17 protein-coding genes are annotated in these 20571 nt (G+C 32.8%); 5 read left to right on the top strand and 12 right to left on the bottom strand.

Features of this window, described 5'->3' with window-relative positions; translation table 11 throughout:
- Positions 1–32 precede the first annotated feature (32 nt).
- Positions 33–971 (top strand): magnesium transporter CorA family protein, encoded by a 939-nt coding sequence (locus tag AAA453_RS04455; RefSeq protein ID WP_427706556.1) that lies wholly within the window; start codon positions 33–35, stop codon positions 969–971.
- 112 nt (positions 972–1083) lie between these two features.
- Here AAA453_RS04455 and AAA453_RS04450 read toward each other — a convergent pair whose 3' ends face one another.
- On the bottom strand, positions 1084–2526 hold the full coding sequence (locus AAA453_RS04450) for a sucrose-specific PTS transporter subunit IIBC (protein ID WP_427706554.1): 1443 nt from the start codon (positions 2524–2526) through the stop codon (positions 1084–1086).
- A 141-nt stretch (positions 2527–2667) separates the two neighbouring features.
- Positions 2668–3243, bottom strand: coding sequence for a peptidoglycan recognition protein family protein (locus tag AAA453_RS04445; RefSeq protein WP_427706552.1), 576 nt, complete (start codon positions 3241–3243; stop codon positions 2668–2670).
- 226 nt (positions 3244–3469) lie between these two features.
- Here AAA453_RS04445 and rsp point away from each other — a divergent pair, with 226 nt between their 5' ends.
- Both rsp and AAA453_RS04435 read left to right on the top strand, forming a co-directional pair.
- Positions 3470–5572, top strand: coding sequence for an AraC family transcriptional regulator Rsp (rsp, locus tag AAA453_RS04440; RefSeq protein ID WP_427706550.1), 2103 nt, complete (start codon positions 3470–3472; stop codon positions 5570–5572).
- 156 nt (positions 5573–5728) lie between these two features.
- The gene (locus AAA453_RS04435) at positions 5729–6076 is read left to right on the top strand and encodes a DUF4889 domain-containing protein (RefSeq protein ID WP_427706547.1); all 348 of its coding nucleotides are present in this window, start codon (positions 5729–5731) and stop codon (positions 6074–6076) included.
- Positions 6077–6271: 195 nt separating this feature from the next.
- On the opposite strand, the gene AAA453_RS04430 is transcribed toward AAA453_RS04435, so the two are convergent.
- On the bottom strand, positions 6272–7546 hold the full coding sequence (locus AAA453_RS04430; protein WP_427706545.1) for a cation:dicarboxylate symporter family transporter: 1275 nt from the start codon (positions 7544–7546) through the stop codon (positions 6272–6274).
- A 453-nt stretch (positions 7547–7999) separates the two neighbouring features.
- Entirely contained in the window at positions 8000–8356 is a 357-nt protein-coding gene (locus AAA453_RS04425) for a DUF3139 domain-containing protein (protein WP_427706543.1), read from the bottom strand.
- A gap of 457 nt (positions 8357–8813) precedes the next feature.
- Here AAA453_RS04425 and AAA453_RS04420 point away from each other — a divergent pair, with 457 nt between their 5' ends.
- Together AAA453_RS04420 and AAA453_RS04415 are read left to right on the top strand one after the other, a co-directional pair.
- The gene (locus tag AAA453_RS04420) at positions 8814–9254 is read left to right on the top strand and encodes a MarR family winged helix-turn-helix transcriptional regulator (protein ID WP_285324173.1); all 441 of its coding nucleotides are present in this window, start codon (positions 8814–8816) and stop codon (positions 9252–9254) included.
- A gap of 383 nt (positions 9255–9637) precedes the next feature.
- Positions 9638–10072 (top strand): Hsp20/alpha crystallin family protein, encoded by a 435-nt coding sequence (locus AAA453_RS04415; RefSeq protein WP_285324175.1) that lies wholly within the window; start codon positions 9638–9640, stop codon positions 10070–10072.
- An 86-nt stretch (positions 10073–10158) separates the two neighbouring features.
- Here AAA453_RS04415 and AAA453_RS04410 read toward each other — a convergent pair whose 3' ends face one another.
- From AAA453_RS04410 to AAA453_RS04375, 8 genes are all read right to left on the bottom strand, one after another.
- Positions 10159–11325: a nitrate/nitrite transporter gene (locus AAA453_RS04410; protein WP_427706541.1), complete on the bottom strand. Its 1167-nt coding sequence runs from the start codon at positions 11323–11325 to the stop codon at positions 10159–10161.
- A gap of 384 nt (positions 11326–11709) precedes the next feature.
- The gene (nreC, locus tag AAA453_RS04405; RefSeq protein WP_069817654.1) at positions 11710–12363 is read right to left on the bottom strand and encodes a nitrate respiration regulation response regulator NreC; all 654 of its coding nucleotides are present in this window, start codon (positions 12361–12363) and stop codon (positions 11710–11712) included.
- A gap of 21 nt (positions 12364–12384) precedes the next feature.
- Positions 12385–13419, bottom strand: coding sequence for a sensor histidine kinase (locus AAA453_RS04400; protein WP_427706538.1), 1035 nt, complete (start codon positions 13417–13419; stop codon positions 12385–12387).
- A gap of 9 nt (positions 13420–13428) precedes the next feature.
- Positions 13429–13881 (bottom strand): nitrate respiration regulation accessory nitrate sensor NreA, encoded by a 453-nt coding sequence (nreA, locus tag AAA453_RS04395; protein ID WP_069817505.1) that lies wholly within the window; start codon positions 13879–13881, stop codon positions 13429–13431.
- 14 nt (positions 13882–13895) lie between these two features.
- Positions 13896–14573 carry a respiratory nitrate reductase subunit gamma gene (gene narI, locus AAA453_RS04390; RefSeq protein WP_427706536.1) on the bottom strand — a complete coding sequence of 226 codons (678 nt, stop codon included), beginning with the start codon at positions 14571–14573 and terminating at the stop codon, positions 13896–13898.
- Positions 14566–15141: a nitrate reductase molybdenum cofactor assembly chaperone gene (narJ, locus tag AAA453_RS04385; RefSeq protein ID WP_427706534.1), complete on the bottom strand. Its 576-nt coding sequence runs from the start codon at positions 15139–15141 to the stop codon at positions 14566–14568. The genes narI and narJ overlap by 8 nt, the downstream gene beginning before the upstream one ends.
- On the bottom strand, positions 15134–16702 hold the full coding sequence (gene narH, locus AAA453_RS04380; RefSeq protein WP_427706531.1) for a nitrate reductase subunit beta: 1569 nt from the start codon (positions 16700–16702) through the stop codon (positions 15134–15136). Before narH ends, narJ begins: the two co-directional genes overlap by 8 nt.
- Positions 16692–20375, bottom strand: a complete 3684-nt coding sequence (locus AAA453_RS04375) for a nitrate reductase subunit alpha (protein ID WP_427706529.1) — start codon at positions 20373–20375, stop codon at positions 16692–16694. Before AAA453_RS04375 ends, narH begins: the two co-directional genes overlap by 11 nt.
- Positions 20376–20571: the final 196 nt, after the last annotated feature.

Here is a 20571-nt window from a genome sequence, read left to right as displayed (position 1 = left end):
AAAGAATTTTAGAGAAAGGAACTATTTGTATTATGATTACTGCATATAAACACACACAAACACATGAGATTGTTGAATCTCCATTAGATCAATCCGCTTCCTGGGTAAATGTAGTTGATCCAAATTGGGAAGAAATTGAATCTTTAATAAATTTATACGGTATTCCAGACGACTTTGTTCGGGACCCATTAGATACAGAAGAAAGCGCTCGTGTAGAGTATGATGAAGATACACGTTATTCACTAATCATTCTCGATATCCCAGTTGTTAATGATACAAACTTAAAAGTACTTTCATTTATTACTATTCCTTTAGGTATCATCATTGGTAACAAAAAAATAATAACCGTATGTAATACTGAAAATGAGTTTCTTGAAAAGTTTAATCGCCAAAATATTAATCTACATTTTCATAGTCGCTTTGCGCTTAATATATTACTGACAATTTCCAACCACTATAATAGAAATCTTAGATTACTTAATAAAACAAGATTACGCATCGAACGTGATTTGAAAAATAATGTCACGAATAAACAACTTTATAATTTAATGGAAGTCGAGAAAAGTTTAGTATATTTTCTTGCTGCACTTAAAGGCAATGAAGCCATTATCAAAAAATTATTCCGACTACCTGCGATTAAGCGTTTTGATGAAGATGAAGATTTGTTGGAAGATTTGGTTATCGAGAATAACCAAGCCTTAGAAACCACAAAATTATATACGGACATTTTAGAGAGTATTACAACTTCTTACGCCTCGTTACTTTCTAATGAAATGAACAATACGATGAAGACATTAACGTTGTTTACTGTTTTCTTAACCTTGCCTACATTGGTCTTTAGTTTTTTTGGTATGAACGTACCCTTACCTATAGATGATCACAGCTATGTATCATGGCTGATTGTCATTGCTATTTCATTAGTCATCGTGACGATTGTCGGCGCATTTTTATGGCGTAAACAAAAGCTTTGAAGGCATCCTAAAAATTGATATTTATCATAAAAATAAACCCACATTGTAATTAACGTTGGGTTTATTTTTATGCGTTATAGCAAAAGTCTAAATCTCACTAGAATTTATATAATTATCCTACTTCATTTTTATAGTTTTTTCTAAAAGATAGACCATACGTAACCGCAAAGGCTACGATAAAGGTAATGAGCATGGCGATACCATAATGTAACCAACCGTTATTCTGGCCGCTAATAGATATAAAACCTGGAAGTCCTGCAGTACCTAAAGCAATTGCTTTAACTTTAAAGAATGAGATGTAAGCTGAACCAATACCTGAACCTACAATCGCTCCAATGAATGGATACCTTAATTTTAGATTCACCCCAAACATTGCAGGTTCCGTAATACCTAAAAGTGCTGAGATGCCCGCAGCAGATGCTACACCTTTTAATTTCTTGTTCTTTTTTATAATAAAGAATGCGGCTAAAGCTGCTGCACCCTGCGCTATGTTGGACATCGTTGCTATTGGGAAAATAAATGAACCACCTGTGGAAGCACTATCTGCAATGAGTTGTGTTTCAATTGCAATAAAACTGTGGTGCATACCTGTAATTACAATTGGCGCATATAACAATCCAAAAATAAGTCCTCCAATTGCGCCACCAAATTCATATAACCATGTTAGTCCATCAGACAACCAATAACCTAATGTGCGTGTGATAGGTCCAACAAATAAAAATGTTAAAAATGCAGTTACTAAAATTGAAAGTAACGGTGTTAATAAATTATCTAATACAGCTGGTACTACTTTACGTAAACCCTTTTCTAAATTAGCTAAAATATAAGCAGCTACTAACATTGGTAATACTTGCCCTTGATAACCTACCTGATTTATTTCCAAACCAAGTACATTCCAAGAAGGTATTTCTTTCCCTTCTTCTAAAGCTTTGGGATAATCATAGGCACTCATTAACTCTGGATGAACAAGAATCATCCCTAAGGCTGCACCAAGAAAGGCGTTTCCTCCAAAGCGTTTAGCAGCGCTAAATCCAATTAAAATTGGTAGTAGCGTAAACGGTGCATTCGCAAAGATGTTAATCATTTCTGCCAGACCTTTGAATTGATTATGTACTTCTATTAACGACTGTTTATCATAGAAAATACCTGGTGCTGTTAGAATATTATTAATCCCCATTAATAAACCACCTGCTACGATTGCAGGAATAATTGGTACAAATATATCAGATAACATTTTCACAAACCTCTGGAATGGATTCATGTTTTTATTACCTTCTGCTTTTACTTCTGATGTCGTAGCAGCTTCTTTACCTGTTATGCTTTCTAACTCTGTAAATACCTTGTTCACAGTACCCGAACCTATAATAATTTGATATTGGCCCCCGGTAGAAAATGTTCCCTTCACAACATCCATTTCGGATAATTCTTTTTCATCTACTAAGGTTTCATCCTTAAGAACAAGACGTAATCGTGTAGCACAATGTGCCATCGCATCTATATTTTCTTCTCCACCGATTGCTTGTAGTATTTCTGCAGCAGATTTTTTATAGTTCATCTCTATACCTCCCATTTAAATAGAACCGGTTCCATAAATATGAATATTTTAATTGTAACCGGTTCCAATAATTTACGCAATAGCTAAATGAACTTTTACACTACTTATTCCAAGAGATATATGCCACATACTAAATGATAATCAGCCTATATTTTCGAGTTCAGAATCACCAACTTTATTATAATATCCTTTAATTTTAGTTATAAAATAATCTTTTAGTTTTATTATAGATTCTGGATTTGTCTGTGCATCTTCAAGATGAATCTTCCATGCCCTGTCTGAACATTCAGTTTTAAAAAATTCTTTGTGTATTCTAACGGTATTTCTGTTAACTGGTAAATTGTATTTTTTTAATAATAGCGCAGCAACCCAAAAACTAACTTCTTCATTTTCCATAAATTCTTGATCTGTAAGCACACCATCTCTTTTAGATTGGCATCGTTCTATACCTATAAAATGTGTATTGGCATAGGCGTTACCACAATGCCATTCAACATATTCTGTTGGGTGAAACCAATAGCAAGTATCCGTATCTACATAAACACTTGCCCATCCTTTTTCAAGTTCATTTTTTTCGATTCTATTATTTAGCCAATCTATATAATCTTTGGCAGTATAATTCTCAGCATCATCATGAAGTACAATGCCTAATATATAAGGTTTTAAATCAGTTATTTTATTATATGTGGTATAAAAGTTGGAATAAATATGATTCATAAATGAATAACCTCCTCTAAAAAATACGTATATGAATTAAAAATGTGTTATTGTATAGTGAAAATTTATACGTGCCTCATTTTAAGTTGTTCTATATTTAATTTTTACATCGTTATAACAACATTATATTCAAAAACATTTATATTTAAAGTGTTACTGTTCACAACATTTTATTATATAATGGAATTTGTTCAACAAATCATTTTTTCTATTAGGAGTTGCTTTTATGATGGAAAGTACAACACTATGTATTCATGAATATTTAAGTACATACACACGACGTTGTATCGACCGAGTAATCTTGTTATTTTCTTTAAATAACCAACTTGACGTCGTAATCAATGGGAAACATGAGTCTGTTGGCAGCAATCTTATCGTCATCAATCATAGCGATTTATATCATATAACGAACGCTGAACAACTTGTTGAATTAACAATACCTGTACAGCAATTTGCGGAAATAGATCAATCATTCTTTCATTGTTATTATAATTTCAAATTGATAAATTCTAGTGAATATATCAAATATTTAACATTAACTATGATTGAGCAATTAAGTCGCTTAAACGATACGAAATCTTCAAATATCATTGAACTTATTACTATTTTAAATAAAGAAGCTAAAATTAAACAAGATTTTATTTATGTACCTTCTATTCAATCTGAAAGTAATTTATTAAATAAAATCACTGTATTTATTAAAGCTCATATCACTCAGCCTATTTTTTCAAAAGATATTTCTAATTCTTTTTATATATCAGCACCGTATATCTCTATTTTGTTCAAGAAATACTTAGGTATAAGTTTCAAACATTATATTGCTAGCTTAAAGGTAGCCGTCTCCTTAGCAGAATTAGTACATAGTAAAGAGACAATCCATGCCATCTCAGAAAATATGGGATTTAACCATTATCCAAATTATACAAATCAATTTAAAAACCACTTGAATATGACACCTAATGAATACAGGAAAAAGTTCATGGTATTACAACGTATGCCTATTAAGCTAATTAACGAAGATGTTAGTAATTATATCCCCTATTTCGAATCTATTTCAGTAGAAAAGCCATTGCCATCTAATCAAATGAATATCGAATTGGATCAATTAACCTACAAAGATATTGCAAAAACACCGACGCTTTTTATTCACATTGATGACCTAATGGATATAGTTCAATCAACTTTAAACACCAATCTCAATTTTACTGATTTATCCGAATCCTATTTAATGATTAATAATATTAGTAAGCTAGCTTTAGAAAAGTTGAGTTTCACTGGTTTGATTGACTTCATTGATTCATTGTTTTCAAACAATGTAGGTATCGCAATTAAGATTAAATCTAGGCAGCAATTTAAATTTATTCAAGATATCATCTTACAATTTTTAAAATATAAAAATGATTATCATCAACAACAATCTAACTATAATTTTATAATGCTTTTCGATGCTGAACATTTGTCCTTAAAAGAAATCAACCGTTTATATATTAAAGTACAAGATTTAAATATACATGTAAAATTAGCTATAACAGTTGAAGGCGTGATCAAACAAACGCATGCCTTAAAAAGTGCATTTGATATATTACGCAGATTTAACTTTGATTTTTACTTTATTGATATTGAACAAAAAGATATCCAATCATTGCTTAATAAAAAAAGTAATATGTTTAATCATTCAATGAGCTATTTTGATTACTATAACCAACTCATTGACGCATCACAAATTCACACTTCTAAATTTGTATATACCAAACTCACCAAAAAGTGTTTTAAATTATATAAAGAAAATACACCTTTAGAAACTGCCGACTTAATGTGTCATATATTAATTATGCTCAATCGCGGGTGTGGCGTAGGTTACGAATTAATGACTAAAGATAGCATGGATATTGCATTAATGAATCGTCACGGAATATATGAGCCTTTAATGTATCTATATCAAATTGTAAAACCTTTTATTGGCAAGCCTTTATCAATCCATGAAAATTATATCGTTTTTAAAGATTTTCAAAATATACACATATTATTATTTAATTCATTGAAACATCGCTTTTCACCACAAGAAGTACATAAATTTGTCCTAAGACCTCATGTATTACCTACTAAGGCAATGCTATTTATACAAACACTTAACAGAGAACATGGTTTTATTGATTACGCCCTACCACCTTTATTAAATGAAACCTATATCGAACGCACACTCTTGCATTATATAGAACAAGCAAATACGCCAAAAGCTGAGATAAAACAATTTATACGAACAGCGAATCCTCTAGAGTTTGAACTTCATTATGACGAGCTAAAGTATATACGTATCTCACCATCCTAAATAGCAATCAATGTTATACTTAAATTAGCTTATCTTATAAATAAGTCTAAAATCGTACTATTTATTATAAAACGAATATAATTATCCACTTTATAATTGCATTATTTTAGCATTTCAGATATAAAAGAAGAAACGGATATAAAGGAGATTTCAACTTTGAAAAACAAAAAAATGTTTGCAATTGTTATTAGTTCAGTGATGTTAATTGTTGCTATTGTTTTAATCGTTATGATGATGTCTAGTGGTCCAAAAGAGACTTATTATGGTTATATGGAAAACAGTACAACAGCTGAAAAAGTAATCAGCGAAAAAGATAAAAAGATAGAAGAAGATGTGAAGTTACCTTCTGAATCTGGATTTTCACCTAAGAGTGGAGATTTTGTTAAATTAGTAAAAGCTGAAGGTGACGATACTTATAGCGAAATGGAAGTTATCGATCATGACGATATGCCACATGGCTTAATGATGAAAATTCATGACATGGGTGAAATGAAAGGCATGTAATCCAAGTGATTATGCAAATGCTAAAGTACTTTCCGTCATAAAAATAAAAGCAGTTAAATTTTCTTAAGTGGAAATTTAACTGCTTTTTTCTTACTTGATTTTACCAACACTTTTATCAAATTGCTTAATCTATACAAAAACACTAAGTAGTAATTATTTCTCTACTTAGTGTTTTAAATGTCAGATTTAAATTTATTATATTGATTTCAAATATGCTTCGCCTTTTTCCTTATCATAAACATTTTCCCATTTGGCAATTACAATTGTTGATAAGGCGTTGCCCATAACGTTTACACATGTTCTTAACATATCTAACAAGCGATCCACGCCAATAATAAGTGCTAATCCTTCTGCTGGTAGACCCATAGAAGTTAATGTTGTTATGAGAACGACAATTGAAACACCTGGGACGCCTGCCATACCTTTTGAAGCAACCATTAAAGTAAGCATAAGCATTAGTTGCTGGCCTATTGACATATCAATACCATACATTTGCGCAACGAATAATGCAGCGATGGATTGATATAATGCAGAACCATCTAAGTTGAATGTATAGCCTATTGGTACTACAAATGACGTAACGTCCTTTGGTGAACCGAATCTTTCCATTTTTTGCATAATGATTGGAAGTACGGATTCAGAGCTGGAAGTTGAAAATGCTAACAGTAATTCATTTTTTAATATTTTCATTATAGAGAAAATACTAACACCACACATTTTTGCTACAATGCCTAAAACGACAACAACGAAGAAAATCATTGCGCCAATAACAACAAGTAACAATTTTAATAATGGTAACAATGCTGAAGCTCCAAATGTCATAATTGTAGTACAAATGAATGCGAAAACACCTATTGGCGCTAATTTAAGAATTTTATTAATCATCCAAAATATAGCTTCTAACGAACCACTTAAAAAATCTTTAACTGGTTGTGCTTTCTTTCCAATCGCTGATAATGCAACACCAAAAAACACAGAAAAGAAAATGATAGGTAATAATTCACCTGCAGTTAAAGCTTCAAAAAAGTTTGTTGGTACTATACCAACGATTGTATCGATTAAATGATTTCCATATGTAGATTCCTCAGCAGCTTTAGCTGAAGTTTCATAATTTGAAATGTCACCTTTTGGTAATTTATCTGGGTCTAGTCCACTACCCGGTTTAAATATATTTGCAAAAATTAGTCCTAAACCTATTGCTATTGTTGTTATAATTTCAAAATACAAGATTGTTTTAAAGCCATAACGACCAACCGTTTTAGATTCACCTACGTTTGATATAGATAAAGCTAATGAACAAAAAACAACTGGTATTACGATCATTTTTATTAAATTCAAGAAGACGTCGCCAAACGGTTGAATATAGTTTGCGACTTCATCGTGACCATAGAGTAATAAACCTACGACCACACCTAATACCAATGCAATAATTACCTGCATAGGTAAACTAATTCTTCTAATAATTGCCATGATGTTACGCTCCTTCTTCTGACATCGCTTAATTATATCAGAATAGCTTTTTTTGTAATCACAAAAAATTCTACTAAAAAACTCATTTTATACTTTAAGTGAATTTATACGAATATAAATAATATTTAAGTAACATAATCAGTTTATAATTTTCATAAAAAGGAGTAGGACAGAAACATAATACTTCTCACAAGATTTTTTCGTATGATCCCAACCCGTCAAAGCTTACTAGAAATAAGTGAGACTGAGACATATTATTATGTCATAGCCTCACACCTATTCAACCTATATAAAATGGCCTTATGCCTCCCTTATTTTTACGTATATCCTCATTTTTTATATTTGTGTAACGTGTTATTTTACAATGAAATGTTATTGATAGTTTGCTGAGTCATAGAAAAAAACGTATCTACACTATTTGTAGATACGTTTTTTGTATGATTAATTTTATAGTTAGTCTTTAATTTTATAATCTTTTTTAAATGCATTATGCTTAGCGCCTTTGATATCTTTATTTGTCTCTGGATCAAAACCTTGAACTACAATTCCTGTAGTCATGCTGATGGGTTGAACTACATAAGTATATTTTGGATCATCTTTAAATTTAACTTCTTTATAAAACAAACCTTTTTTAGCACTGTACAGCGTTTCTTCAGATTTAATTTTCTCTGTCAAATTTTGGTCTTTCATATAATGATCAACTAATTCTAAGTGTTTATGCCCTTGGTATGTTCTCATGGCAAAGAATAATACAATTGAAATTATAAGCGCTATAATTAATACACCCACAATTTTAAAAAATGTCTTCATTTATAATCTCCTCTAGTTAACGCGATATCTTTCTATAGTAAAGTAAGTCATTAACCTAATATATAAGTTATATCTTACTCAAATCATTAATACTCGCTCATTAAAATTCATAATATTAATAGTATGACTGATTATAATACAATTATAAAGCGTTATAACTGTTTTGTAACAAAATCTCCTTATATTTCAGATTAATCCAAACATCAAGTTAACATTTCTTAATATCATTTAATACTTCAATCTCATTTCAAAGTTAGTCGTATTAATTTAAAGCTTATAATCTTTATATGAATTCAAGGTAATTAAGACGTGCGGAATGTTATAGCATTAAATTTTTACTTATTTAATAAGATAATAGTTAAAAAATAGTATAAAAAGCTATATATAGAGGTGCGCAACCGTTCCTTGACAATGAATGGTGTTCATAATATGGTTAAATTTCAAAAGGGGTGATTAAATGGAGGAAAAGGACAGCTACCTGGAACAGCAACTATGCTTTCTATTTTATGTTTCTTCTAAAGAAATAATTAAGAAGTATACTTCTCATTTAAAAGAGTATGATTTAACATATACAGGTTATATCGTTTTACTCGCAATTAAGGTGGACGAAAAAATTAATATTAAGACGCTTGGTGAGCGTGTCTTTTTAGATTCTGGAACACTTACACCTTTGTTAAAAAAACTTGAGAAAAAAGGTTACGTAACAAGAACTCGTGAGATTGATGACGAACGTAACTTGCAAATTGCACTTACTAATAAAGGGACAAACGTGCAAGAACCACTTTCAAAAGTTTCAAAAAAAGTTTTTAGTGAATTCGACATGGACATAGATGAAGCTATAGATTTAAAAGATACACTGCAAAAATTTGTTAATAAACATTTCGCGAAAGATATTTAATTCATATGGGGTTTGTTGAGGTTAAATGGGACAATGTAATACATACATAACATTTTTATCTTCGACTCACCTCTTTTTAATCCTACTTACTACAATCCCCACTTATTTTACTTTACTCCTGAAACTAAACTATACAATCACTTGTTATAAAACAGGCTCTACATCCTAGCGTTTCATTTCAAAATATTTCAACTTTCATGCTAAAATAATATGAATACAATGATTAATAGTTTGACTTTGATTTTCTTTGACTATTTTATTATAATGTATTTGTAAGGTAAACCAAGTGTTCACCTTAATTTTATAATTTTTATTACTTAAACTTCAATTCCATTCGATTCGATTAAATATAACAATTAAACTACGCTGAGGAGAGATGTAGCATGACTTTTGAAAATAAAAATTTTAACAATCCGTTTATCGATGTAAATCCAGGTGATTTATTCAGAGATTTTGGGAAACAAATTTTCGAACAATTTCCTGGCACTGAGGGTATTAAATCAGATATTAAAGAATTAGACAACGCCTATATCGTTGAAGCTGAACTTCCAGGTATTAAAAAAGAAAATATTAGTTTAGAATTTGAAAATAATTTACTAACGATTGAAGGTAAACAAACTGTCGAAGTTCAAGATGAAAACGACACTAAACGTGCATTACACCAAGAACGTAACCACAGTGATTTGAGCCGTCAATTCCCATTTGAAAATGTTGATGATAGTAGTATCAAAGCTTCTTATGAAAATGGTTTACTCACTGTAACATTGCCTAAAAAAGAGCAAAAAGAACAACCGAAATCAAACATCGAAATAGACTAAACATTCATAGATAACAAATAGCGCTACATTACCAACTTATGGAAATGTAGCGCTATTTGTTATCTTAATTTTAATTTCTGCCTATTTTAAGAGATCAGTCTCAAATTTTCTTTTTTTACGATATGTAGCATGGTAATAATGCCAATAACACCAAAGAATGCTAAAAATATAAATGCTAAATGGCTCGTACCGGTCATCATCGTAACATATGATATAACAATTGGAGGGAAGAAACCACCAAGCCCACCCATCATTGAAACAATACCATTCGCCGCTCCTGATTCTTTTGCAAAATAGAATGGAACGAGTTTGAATACGAGACCATTACCAGTACCTGCACAGATACTAATAAGTAAGCAACCGACTGTAAACAATAATATATGACTTGAAAATCCTAAAATAATTGCGCCTATAATCATAAATACAAAATCTATCATTAATAAAATAACTGCATTAAATTTGTCACCTAAAATCCCACCCAGTGGTCTTAAAAAAGTGGCTAACGCGATAAAGATACCAGATCTAATACCAGCATCTACTTCACTAATGTTAAAGTTTTGAACTAAAAAATTCGGTAAAAATAATCCAAACGCTACAAAAGAACCAAATGTAATAAAATACCATAATGATAAATAATAAAGCTTAAGATCTTTCATTAATTTTTTAGACTGCTTAACTAGTGGCACCTTTATTTTTTTCTCATTCGCATCACCCAGTAAAAACATTAAAATTGCAAATAATACAATAACAATTAAATAGCCTCTAACTGTCGTTTGCCATCCAATCATACCTGCAATAGGTGGAGCTAAAAATGAAGAAATTGCAGTACCAATGTTCCCCACGCCATAAATGCCGTTAGCAAGTCCTACTCTTTCTTTAGGGAAATATTTAGGTATTGAAGTGACACCAACTGAGAAAATTGCGCCCCCAACACCTAAGAAGAAACCAGAAGCCATTAACATACCCGGCGTTTGAGCTTGGCTTAAAAAGTAAATAGGAAATAATAAAATAATAAAGCTACAGAAAAACACCCATTTAGCACCAATTATATTAGTTAAATATCCAAATGGTACTCTTAAAATAGAACCTAATATAACGGGTATTGCTAAAATAATTGAAAGTTGATTCCCCGTGATATTAACATCTTGGGAGATAAAAGGCATTAATGGAGATATAATACTCCAAGCCATAAATCCAACTACAAGACTTAGCGTTTGTAAGCTAAGTTGGAAACCACCACTTGCTTTGTTCATTCATTTCACCTTCATTTTCATCTATTTAATTTCAATGATTAAATAGCCAGTATTTCGCAGTTACTCTATAATTTAAAAATGTGGGCATTATTTAATATTTATGAAAGTTAAAACTGGTGTAATATAAGCGAATTAAAAAATGCTTTTTGTTTACAAAATACTGGCTACACTTTCATTTTATGATTATTGTGAAAAAATTAACATAAGGATTATCCCTTAAGTTAATGGGTGGTTTCCCCTATATTCATTAGCCATTATTATTACTTTATATTTCGGTTTCACAGCACAGTAAACAAATCTTTTATAAAAAAAGTTAGCGCGAAAAAATGATTGAATAGGACAATCATTTTTCGAGCTAACACTATATTGATGAATCTATGTGATTTAAAAGTCGACTAGTTTTTTCTTCATTGCATATTCAACTAATTCAGGTTTCGTTTTCAAGTCTAGTTTTTGCATGATATGTGTTTTATGTGCTTCCACCGTTTTAACAGATACAAATAACTTTTGAGCGATGTCTTTATTGCCATAGCCTTTTGCAATTAAAGGCAAAATCTCGATTTCTCTTTTAGATAAAATTTTAAAAGGATCATTACTCGCTTGAGTATCTTGAGAGGAATTGTTAACGAATTCGTTTACTAGCGATGTTGTGAGTTTCATATCTACGTAAGTTTCACCTTGATAAACGGTTCTTATAGCCAATAAAAGCTGTTCATCTGGAGCATTTTTTAAAATATAACCTTTTGCACCATTTCTTAATACATGAAATAAATATTCTTCATCGTCAAACATCGTTAATATCAATATCTTTGTTTCTGGAAAACTCTCAGAAATCTTACTTGTTGCAATAAGCCCTGATTCACCCGGTGGCATGCTTAAGTCCATAATTAAAACATCTGGCTTGTATTCCATTACTTTCTGGTACGCTTCTACACCATCAGCTGCTGTCCCAACGACTTCCATATCTTCTTGATAGTTTAAAATCATAGAAAATCCTGTGCGCACAACAGCATGATCATCTGCTATCACTATTCTCAAAATTAATTTCTCCTTATTCCCTTATATTGGAACTTCTAATGTAACAATCGTACCTCTATCAATTTGTGTATCTACACTTACTTCTGCATTGACGAGTTCTGCGCGTTCATTCATACCATAAAGTCCTAGTCCGGTACCTTGTGGTTGATCTGTTTTTATAAAGCCTTTGCCTCTATCTATAATTTCTGCAATTAATTTATGATCGTTTACATGCAAATCAATATCGACAGTATCTACACCGGCATATTTTATTGCGTTAAACAGCGCCTCTTGAACAACACGATATACGACTGTTTCAATCTCACTATCAAAGCGATGTGAAGCTAGGTTAGAATGATATTCTATGCGTATGCCATAATTGGCTTCAACTTGTTTGAAATAGGTTTTAAATGCTGCATCTAAACCTAAATCATCCAAAGATGACGGTCGCAATTCAACAGATAAATTACGAATATCATCTATCAATTTGGACATTAATCCTTCTATACGCTTAGAGTTATCTACCAAAGTTTGCATTTCTCTATGGTATTTTAGCAATCGTAATTCCACATCGATATTTAACATTTCTTGTACGAGACTGTCATGTAATTCACGTGAGATTCTTTTTCTTTCATTTTCTTGTGCAGATATCGTTTTTTGCATCATTTTTCGCTGATACATCTTATCATGACGCTCTATTTGAGGTGAAACGTTTTGTAATGTAAATGCTTTAATATCTTTTGTTTCATCAATAGTTTGATATGTCGCTGTAAAAGGTTCAACCGTACCACGCGTCGTTTTCATAAATACTTGAAAACTTGTATTTCCAACTGACTCAGCTTCTAAAAAGCAATTTGTACATGACTGTAAATCATATTCATTTGTATACCCATCACAGTGACTACATATCGTATTAGTCATTTCTTGGTAGTCATTATCCGGTGAAATAATATCATGAGCAGCTTTATTCATCGCTATCACTTGACCATGTTTATCAACAAACACTATTTTTTCACTTGTATTATTAAAATATTGAACTAACAATTGGTCTATATTTTCCATTTGATTCGTTTTCATAAAAATCACCTAGTCTTCTTCATTAAAAACACCCAATTTATTTGCGATTGAAATAGAGTGACATGTTTGAGGTAGTGGTCTATTATTTCTTTGACCTAATAATAGCACACCATAAACGTGATTTTCATACCATAATGGTATTGCTATCACTGCTGTTAGCCGTTCACATAATACGATTGGATATTTATGTTTTTCGCTCGGTAAGAGAAATTGATTGATATCTTCTATCACCATTCGCTTACCTGTTTTCATCACATTTCCTGCAATCCCTTTACCTATTCTAAGCACAATGAGTTTATAGCGAGCATTGGTACTTCCAGATACATAATTCCATTTTATAGGTGAAAATTGGTTTTCATCTTTGTAAAATGCCAATCCTGCAAAATCAAAACCTTCTTCAATACGTAGCGTGTCTAAAACGGCTTGATAATTCACTTGTTCATTAAAAGATAATAGGCTCAATCTTTTGCCTCCATTCACACTTTATGCTTTCGATAAATAATGTAACTACGACTTGCATAAGTTAGTGGCACGCTCCATACGTGGACTAATCTAGTAAACGGCCAAAAAGCCATAATCACAAATCCTAGAAGTATATGCATCTTAAACGTGAGTGGTACTTGCGTCATTAAAGTAGCATCAGGAGAAAACATAAATAGTTGTCTAAACCATATTGATATTGTCTCTCTATAATCAAATGTTGGTATCGTTGCATTTGTCACTAAAGTAGCATAACAGCCCATAAAAACAATGAATAAAAGTAAAAAATTCACAATAATATCTGAGGTAGAGCTCAATTTTCTAATGTTCTTTTTAGTTACACGGCGTGCGGTTAGCAACAACATACCTATCATAGTTATTATACCAAATATACTCCCAATATACACTGCTCCTATATGATACAAATGATCATTAACACCTACTGCTGATAACCAAGATGCAGGTATAACTAAGCCTACAAAATGCCCCATAGCTACGGGAATTATGCCTAAATGGAACATGAGACTGCCCCATTTCAATTGTTTCTTTTCAATAAATTCACTAGATTTAGCAGTCCATGAAAATTGATCAAATTTAAATCGTGCAATGTGCCCAATGAAAAAAATAGCTACGCACAGATAAGGTACAATCACCCATAAAAATTGATTAAACATTTGTCTTCACCTCTGATACAGGTTCGATGCACGCTTTTAAAGTAGCTCTTAAGCCTTTTATCAAGTAATAATATGGGCTATCTTTTTCTTTTAATTGCTGTGCCATCGCATAGGTACCATCTTCAATAATCATGATGACAAATTCAATATTTCCTTGTGCGCGTGGATCATTTTGCCATTGTGCAATATATAAAAATTCTAGCATTAAGGGTAAAAAATCTGGTAATTCGTTGGCTGCCATTTCCAATCCAAACATCTCGTATAGTACTTTTAATTTAGCAAGTAACTGTCCACGTTCCTTTTGTGTATCAAATTTATTGTAAGTCATATAAAGTGGTGCCTTTTTATTAAAATCAAATGTGTCTGAATACAATTGTTTAATTTCCAACAGGCTGCATTCATGCATCTTTTCACGATAAATTAATAAATCATCATACGCTGGATGGCTCAAATCAATCACTTCTTCAAATGTTTTCGGATGAAATGTCAATTTTTCAGGAAATTCCAACTGTTGAGCTAAGTAGCCAAAAGTTTCTTGATAATAATAATACTGCGTTAAATTAATCACGGAAAATCCCTCCATAGAAATTTTCATTGTATATCTCTTGTCCTGATTTTTCAGATGCTGTACCAACAGGTACGCCACATCCTTCACAATTAGAACCGAAGTATTCTCCACCATAACCTTGGCTACCTTGAGCACGATACGTATCTATATAGTCTTCTTTATGAGATGTTGGAATTACAAAGCGATCCTCATATTTCGCTATAGCTAACAAGCGATACATATCTTTTGTTTGGCGTTCAGTTAATCCAAGTCTTGATAATTTATCTGTATCAAATGGTTTGTTTGTCACTTCTGCACGCATATAACTTCTCATAATTGCCATACGTTGCAACGCTATTTTAATTGATTCTGTATCTCCAGCAGTAAATAAATTCGCTAAATATTGAATTGGTAATCTCATCTCTTCAATCGCTGGGAATATCATATCAGGATTTCTATTTGCATCTGTTGCCGTTTGCCCTTCAAAATAACTCATGATTGGACTCAATGGTGGACAATACCAAACCATTGGCATAGTGCGATATTCAGGATGCAATGGAAACGCAAGTTTATATTCAATAGCGAGTTTGTAAACTGGTGAATTTTGAGCTGCTTCAATCCATTCCATTGAAACGCCATCTTTTTGCGCTTGTTCAATCACTGATTCATCATATGGATTTAAGAATAAATCGAGTTGTTTTTCATATAAATCTTGCTCATTTTCTGCACTAGCCGCTTCTTCAACTCTATCGGCATCATATAATAAAACACCTAAATATCTCATACGACCAGTGCAAGTTTCAGAACATACTGTAGGCGTGCCTGCTTCAATACGTGGGAAACAAAATGTACACTTCTCTGCTTTATTTGTTTTCCAGTTAAAATAAACTTTTTTATATGGGCAACCTGTCATACAATATCTCCAACCACGACAAGCCTCTTGATCGACTAGCACAATCCCATCTTCGTCACGTTTATACATTGCACCAGAAGGACATGAAGCAACACAACTCGGGTTCAAACAATGCTCGCATAATCTTGGTAGGTACATCATAAAGGTTTCATCGAATTTAAATTTGATATCTTCTTCAATACGTTGAATATTAGGATCTTCTGGTCCAGTAACGTGTCCACCTGCTAAATCATCTTCCCAGTTAGGTCCCCAATTCAAATCTAATTTCTCACCTGATATTAGAGAATGTGCTTTAGCGACTGGTGAATGATTACCTGCTTTAGCTGTCGTAAGGTGTTCATAATTATACGTCCACGGCTCATAGTAGTCTTTAATCACTGGCATATCTGGATTATAAAATATTTTACCTAACGCTATTTTTGACCATTTACTACCAGATTTAAGCTCTAGTTTCCCTTTTTTATTTAAATACCATCCACCTTTATACTGTTTTTGGTCTTCCCATCGTTTTGGGTAACCAATACCTGGCTTAGTTTCTACATTGTTAAACCACATATATTCTGCTCCGGGGCGGTTTGTCCATGTACTCTTACAAGTTACACTACAAGTATGACAACCTATACATTTATCTAAGTTTAATACCATTGCGATCTGTGCTTTAATCTTCAAGCCAGTCAACCTCCTTCAGTTTTCTAACAGCTACATAAACATCTCTTTGGTTTCCAATAGGACCATAATAATTAAAGTGATAACTGATTTGCGCATAACCACCTACAAGTTGTGTTGGTTTTAAATGTATTCGTGTTGGTGCATTATGAGAGCCACCTCTTGTTTCAGTAATTTCAGAGCCTGGCGTCTCAATATGCTTATCTTGAGCGTGATACATAAACATCGTACCTCTCGGCATACGGTGCGACACAACTGCTCGAGCCGTTACAACTCCGTTTCTGTTGTAGACTTCTAGCCATTGATTATCTGCAATGTCATGTGCTTTTGCATCCTCTTTTGAAATCCAAACTGTTGGGCCACCTCTAAATAGTGTCAACATATGTTGATTGTCTTGATAAGTAGAATGAATATTCCATTTACCATGTGGCGTCAAATAACGTAATACGAGCGTTTGATCATCCATCGTGACATGCTTATCCCTTGTCCCAAATACCATTGGTGGTAAAGTTGGTTTATAGACAGGTAAGTTTTCTCCAAATTGTTGGAATATTTCATGATCAATATAATAACTTTGACGTCCTGTTAATGTTCTAAATGGAACTAAACGCTCAATATTCGTTGTAAAAGGTGAATAACGCTGTCCATTTTTATTTGAACCAGGAAACACTGCGGTTGGAATAACTTCTCTTGGTTGGGCCGTCATATTTAAAAAAGTTATTTTTTCTGATGCACGTTCACTAGAAATATCTTTTAATGGCATACCTGTTTGTTGTTCTAAATCTTCATAAGATTTTTGTGATAATTTGCCATTTGTAGCTGAAGACAGATTCAATACAGCATCTGTTGCACGTCTTGCAGTATCTATTCTAGGTCTACCATTTCTCACTGAATCTTCTTTTTCATCATTCCAAGTACCGACCATATGTTTCAACTCTTCATATTGTTCTGACACTGTAAAACTCACACCATGCGCACCCACTTTAGCTTTTTCTAATAAAGGACCAAGTGTGACATATTTATCAAATATTTTTGTGTAGTCTCGATCAACAACTGTAAAGCTTGGCATTGTCTTACCAGGAATGGCTTCTACTTCACCTTTAGTCCAGTCTTTTACAATACCGTTCACATTTGATATTTCTTGTTGTGTATCATGCGCTAAAGGTGTAGTTACGACATCTTTGTATACGCTTGTCAGATGTTTTTTCGCAGTGTCTGATACTTCTTTACTTAACAATTTGAAAATATCCCAATCTGAACGTGATTCCCATAAAGGATCTATCGCTGGATTAAATGGATGTACAAAAGGATGCATGTCCGTAGATGATAAATCATGCTTCTCATACCATGTTGCAGCAGGCAAGACAATGTCTGAGTAAAGCGGTGTCGAAGTCATTCTAAAGTCTAGTGATACAAGTAAATCTAACTTACCTTCAGTATCGTCTCTCCATTGAATCTCTTCTGGCTTTACTTCTTCATTCGGTTCTGCCAATAATCCCGACTTCGCGCCGAGTAAATGTTTCATAAAATACTCTTGCCCTTTCGCAGAACTAGATATTAAATTAGAACGCCAAAGGAATAACGTTTTTGGATGATTCTTTTTCAAATCAGGATCTTCAATTGCAAACTGTGTTTCCTTTGATTTCACTGAATCTACTGCGCGTTTTAAAATCGCTTCATCATTAAATTCATTCGCATCTCTTGCTGCTTCACCAAATGACAAGCTATTTTTATTAAATTGTGGGTACGAAGGCAACCAACCTAATCTAGCTGCTAGCACATTATAATCTGCTGGATGTTGATGCTTAATATTCTCTGCTAATGGGGATTTTATACTATCCACATTAGACTCTTCATATTTCCACTGATCTGTTGCAAAGTAGAACCAACTTGTACCATTTTGTAATCTCGGTGGTCCTTGCCAATCTTTAGCGAATGCAAGTGTATTCCATCCTTCAATTGGTCTACATTTTTCTTGGCCAACATAATGCGCCCATCCGCCGCCATTCACACCTTGACAACCACATAGTAATACTAAATTTAAGATAGAACGGTAAATCGTATCTGAGTTAAACCAATGGTTAATACCTGCGCCCATAATAATCATCGATTTACCCTTTGTATCAATTGCATTTTGCGAAAATTCACGTGCCACTTGTGTAACTACATCTTGTTTCACACCAGTCACCGTTTCTTGCCATGCAGGTGTATAATATGAATTTGCATCTTTGTAGTCCTTAGCTTCTAATTCATGATTAAATCTTTTTACACCATATTGACTTGTCATTAAATCATAAACTGTAGTTATATAGCGTTCTTCTCCATTTGCAAGGGTAATTTTTTTAACCGCAATTGGTCGTACAAAAATGCCATTACCCTCATTATTGAAATATGGAAATTGTATTTTTTCTAATTCAAAATGATCTTCTACAAGACTCAGTGCTGGATCAATTTTACTACCGTCTTCATTTTCTAGTTTTAAATTCCATTGTTTTTCTTTTTCCCAACGTTGTCCCATTGTGCCATTTGGAACCGTTAAGTCCTGAGTGATTTTATCAAAAATGACAGGCTTCCATTCACTATGCTCTGTTGTTTCGCCTAAGTCATTTGCTCTTAAGAAACGACCTGCTTTAAAACCATTTTCATCTTTATCTAGCATGATAATAAATGGCATATCTGTATATTGTTTTGAATAATTTATAAAATGCGCATTGGGTTGATTAACGTAATGTTCTTGTAGTATGACATGCGTCATCGCTTGCGCAAGTGCTGCATCAGAACCAGGATGTGGCGCTAACCAATTGTCTGCAAATTTCACATTCTCTGCATAATCAGGTGCAATTGATACCACTTTCGTTCCTTTATATCGAACTTCAGTCATAAAATGTGCGTCTGGGGTACGGGTCATCGGTACATTAGAACCCCACATCATAATGTAAGAAGCGTTATACCAATCACTGGATTCAGGTACGTCTGTTTGTTCACCCCAAATTTGAGGTGAAGCAGGTGGCAAATCTGCATACCAATCATAAAAACTCAACATTTCTCCACCAAGTAAACTCACAAATCGTGCACCAGAAGCATAACTCAACATAGACATGGCAGGTATCGGTGTAAAACCAGCTATTCTATCTGGACCAAATTTTTTAATGGTATAAATAATTTGTGCAGATATGAGTTTACCTACGTCTTTCCAATTCGTTCTCACTAATCCACCTTTGCCTCGTGCTTGTTTATATATTTTTGCTTTTTCCTCATCTTCTACGATGGACGCCCAAGCTTCTATCGTATTATTATCATGAGTTTCTAGGGCTTCTACCCAAAGTTCCCACAACTTTTTACGGATATATGGATAACGAATTCTCAAAGGACTATATTCATACCAAGAAAATGAAGCACCACGTGGGCAGCCTCTAGGTTCAAATTCAGGCATATCAGGTCCACAACTTGGATAGTCTGTTTGTTGATTTTCCCATGTAATCACACCATTTTTCACAAATACTTTCCACGAGCAAGAACCTGTGCAATTCACGCCATGAGTCGTTCTAACTACTTTGTCATGACTCCATCTTTCTCTATACATTTTTTCCCATTCCCGACTCTTGCTTTCTAAGACTGACCAGTTACCATTAAATTTTTCAGTCGGCTTAAAAAAGCTTAATCCAAATTTTTTCATTGAAAACACCCTCTCAGATCATTGCCAGTAAAATTTTTAAAGTAGGATTCTATGGTTCACTTCATTCACTGCTTAACTAAATTGTACATTTTTTCACAAATTTCAAATATTAGGGAATCACCTAATAAGAGATGGAAATACCCTTAGTTTTTAAGCATCTACTCGTGTGCAAAAGCAATTTAATAAGACATAAATA

Source organism: Staphylococcus parequorum (genome assembly GCF_039237145.1).
In the GTDB taxonomy this organism is placed as follows: domain Bacteria; phylum Bacillota; class Bacilli; order Staphylococcales; family Staphylococcaceae; genus Staphylococcus; species Staphylococcus equorum_A.
Note: the sequence above shows the minus strand (reverse complement) of the source record. Positions and strands in the feature narration are given on the sequence as shown.